General features: G+C 42.7%; 6 protein-coding genes. All 6 read left to right on the forward strand.

From position 1 onward, the window contains the following. The coding region (locus PX636_RS01460; RefSeq protein WP_288116000.1) for a restriction endonuclease at positions 1–700 on the forward strand (700 nt) is incomplete at its 5' end. Between the two features lie 284 nt (positions 701–984). Continuing rightward, positions 985–1,536, forward strand: a complete 552-nt coding sequence (locus PX636_RS01465; RefSeq protein WP_288116002.1) for a hypothetical protein — start codon at positions 985–987, stop codon at positions 1,534–1,536. Between the two features lie 429 nt (positions 1,537–1,965). Continuing rightward, positions 1,966–2,208 (forward strand): type II toxin-antitoxin system HicB family antitoxin, encoded by a 243-nt coding sequence (locus PX636_RS01470; protein ID WP_016515139.1) that lies wholly within the window; start codon positions 1,966–1,968, stop codon positions 2,206–2,208. Continuing rightward, positions 2,205–2,417, forward strand: a complete 213-nt coding sequence (locus PX636_RS01475; RefSeq protein WP_016515138.1) for a type II toxin-antitoxin system HicA family toxin — start codon at positions 2,205–2,207, stop codon at positions 2,415–2,417. Before PX636_RS01470 ends, PX636_RS01475 begins: the two co-directional genes overlap by 4 nt. A gap of 118 nt (positions 2,418–2,535) precedes the next feature. Further along, entirely contained in the window at positions 2,536–2,745 is a 210-nt protein-coding gene (locus tag PX636_RS01480) for a type II toxin-antitoxin system HicB family antitoxin (RefSeq protein ID WP_002734849.1), read from the forward strand. Beyond that, on the forward strand, positions 2,738–2,965 hold the full coding sequence (locus PX636_RS01485; RefSeq protein WP_002756728.1) for a type II toxin-antitoxin system HicA family toxin: 228 nt from the start codon (positions 2,738–2,740) through the stop codon (positions 2,963–2,965). Before PX636_RS01480 ends, PX636_RS01485 begins: the two co-directional genes overlap by 8 nt. Positions 2,966–3,111: the final 146 nt, after the last annotated feature.

Raw genomic sequence — 3,111 nt, forward strand, 5'->3', positions numbered from 1 at the left:
AAAACTTTTGGAATACTGGAAAACAAAAAAGTTAATAACTCAGAAAGCTATCACCACTGAGGAGGAAAATTTATTTAACGAATGTCAAAAAATTGTAGAAAGATTGCAAGGAGGTAATACAAAGAATCGTGATCAGGATTCTCTGAGGAAGGGGGAATTTTCTTCACTTCGAGCCAGTCTTCTGCTGGAATTTGATAACTTTGCAGAGTTAATAAATTCGGAAGATAAGAAACAGCGAGGATTTTCACTTGAAGACTTGCTAGAACGTATTTTTTCTCTTTATGAGCTTCCAACTCAAAAAAGCTTTAGGAGAAATGAGGGTGGAGAACAAATAGACGGTGCATTTAAGCTTGAAGGCTGGTATTATCTAGTTGAATGTAAATGGACTCAAAAGTTAACGGATATAAGGCAACTTGATAGCCTTTATGGCAAAATCAGCCGCTCTGGTAAACAGACATTAGGATTATTTTTATCGATCAATGGTTGGTCAAAAAATGTATGCCCCTTACTAAAGCAGAATAATGACAAATCTATCATTCTGATGGATGGTTATGACTTACGATCTGTTCTTGTCGATCATAATAATTTGGATCTGAAGAATTTACTTATGAAAAAGTTGGAATGCTTAAATTTGGAAGGAGAGCCATTTTACAGCGCAGCTCAACTATTACAAAATACTATGAACAATCAAATTGTGTAGTGCGATCGCAATCTTGTAGGTGCGTTCCCTAAAACAACTCCTACAGCTTCAGCGATCGATTTTGGGGAACGCACCATGCACATTGATTGAAACTGTGAGTCTAAGTGCGATGCAGCCTTTGTGGTCCCAGTTGGGGAATGTTAGCGAAGATTGCCAATGTTGAGGTTAAAATAGAGGGGCAAAAGTTGCAACGGGGTCAGGACAATGACAGTTAATCAACTCCGCTACAGCTACCTATTGACAAATTAGTATATATGTTGTAAGTCGGGGTGACATACAGAAAGTTGACCTATATCGTTACTCTGGAGAGTGTTATGCAGAAGGTTTCCGTCACGCGCAAGCAATGGAAGAACACGCCGTTCTTGGCTGGTGAGCCATTGCCCTACAGGGCTCAGTTCTCCGAGGCGGAGTACGAGAAACTGTGCATGGGTGTGCTCCCAGCGCAAATGGAGGACAAGTGGTTCGTGTTCTTTGAAGAGCCCTATGTGTACTTTCATCGCAGCTGGACTGGGCAACCCGTGTACCGGGTCAAAGTTGAGCGGTCCGAGAGTTCAATCGCTGTGACGGAGGCACTCTGGGAGTTGTCGTTTGCGCGGGCAACGCCGGAGCAAGTTCCTTATCAAGCTGAGCTTCTAGACTTTCTCATTTCGAACCTGCTTCTTGGAATGAGCAAACCATTTCCGCAGCCGCAGAGTGTCCCTGGTCCTGCGGGCATCCTGCAGCACCACATTGCCGGCACGGGCTACGCTGAGCGGCCCGCAGAGGGTCACGCCTTCACGGCCACGCCGTCATTGCCACCTTCGCCAGCGCGTCCATGGTGGAAGTTCTGGCGGTGAGTGCGATGCCAAAGGCACTGCGTAGCAGAGCGCATCGCCTCGTAGGTTGGGTTGAGCGAAACAATACTGGGGCTAAAATAGCTCAATTCGCTTGAAAAAGCGCAACCCAACCACCCCAAAGGTTACTCTTTGTTGGGTTTCCTTGGGTCAACCCAACTACCATAATTGCTGCTCTATTGATCGCCCATTTTCAGGTCAAAACTCGAAGTATAAGCAGATTAAATATTGCTAACTATTGACAAATTAGTATTTTATGTTATAAAACGGGTTGATATGCAGAAAGTTGACCTATATCGTTACTCTGAAGAGTGTTGTGCAGAAAGTTGACCTATAATATGTATTTAGGCAAAGAGTCAGAGTTACATAGCTAGACTCATCCAAAGTTAATGATAAGATTGGGACATACACGGAAATGCAAGATCTACTCCTATGTTCTACAAACTTCCACTTTTGCTTACTCCTCAACCAGAAGGAGGATTTACAGTAACTTGCCCTCTTCTACCTGAACTAATCACAGAGGCGGATTCTTTGGAAGAGGTTCTGGAAAATGCAAAGGATGCCTTTGAGGCAGTTTTGGAAACTTATCAAGATTTAGGGAAAAAACTTCCAGTCAACTTGCAAGCCTTTAATCAGGAGTCACCTGCCCTAGTAGAGGCAATTATTTCTGCATGAGATACAAAGAACTAGCTCAAAAACTGAGGAGGCTTGGCTGTGAAGAAATAGAGAGAAAGTCAAAAGGATCACATAGAAAATGGCTGAATCTCTCTAATCAAAATGTAGCAGTAATTCCTGATTGGGGTAGTAAAGACTTAAAGTTCGGAACAATTAAGGCAACCATAAAACAGCTAGGCATAGAGTGGAGTGCCTTTGAAGAGGCATAACAAGTCACTACATACAAGGGGCTTAAACCCTGTGTTGGCAAAACTTGTCGATACCTCAGTAAGGTGAAAAGTGCTATATGTTATGATTTTCAGAGTAAGCCGGAGATGATAAGACACCATGAAAAATCGCATCTTTACTGTTATTTTGTACAAAGAAGATAATATGTACATTGCTGAATGTCCAGAAGTTGGCACAGTAGATCAAGGAGAAACAATTGAGCAGGCGATTGCTGGATTGAAAGAAGCCACACGGCTTTACCTAGAGGAATTTACCTTACCAGAAACATCCCCTAGATTTGTGACCAGTATTGAGGTTAGTTATGCCTAAGCTGCCACGAATCTCTAGTCGGGAGGCAGTTAGATCTCTTGAACGCTTAGGCTTCGAGCAAGTTCGTCAAACAGGTAGCCATGTTGTGATGAAGAAAGAAACCGAAGAGGGCAAAATTGGCTGTGTTGTCCCTTTACATCAGGAATTGAAGGTTGGTACATTAAGTGGAATTCTGAAACAAGCCCAAGTCACAGTTGAAGAGTTCATTGAAAATCTGTAGAGTCTGACAAATCACTGCACTCGACGTGATACCAAATACCAAAAGTATTTAGTCCCCCCAGAGAACCCCCTTGAGCCACATAGCACACTTTTCTTTTTTTGTCAAATTTTATGTTAAGAAATATGTAACTAATGGATAGGGGGATG

This window comes from Microcystis sp. M53598_WE2 (assembly GCF_030067735.1).
Classification (GTDB): Bacteria; Cyanobacteriota; Cyanobacteriia; order Cyanobacteriales; family Microcystaceae; genus Microcystis; species Microcystis aeruginosa.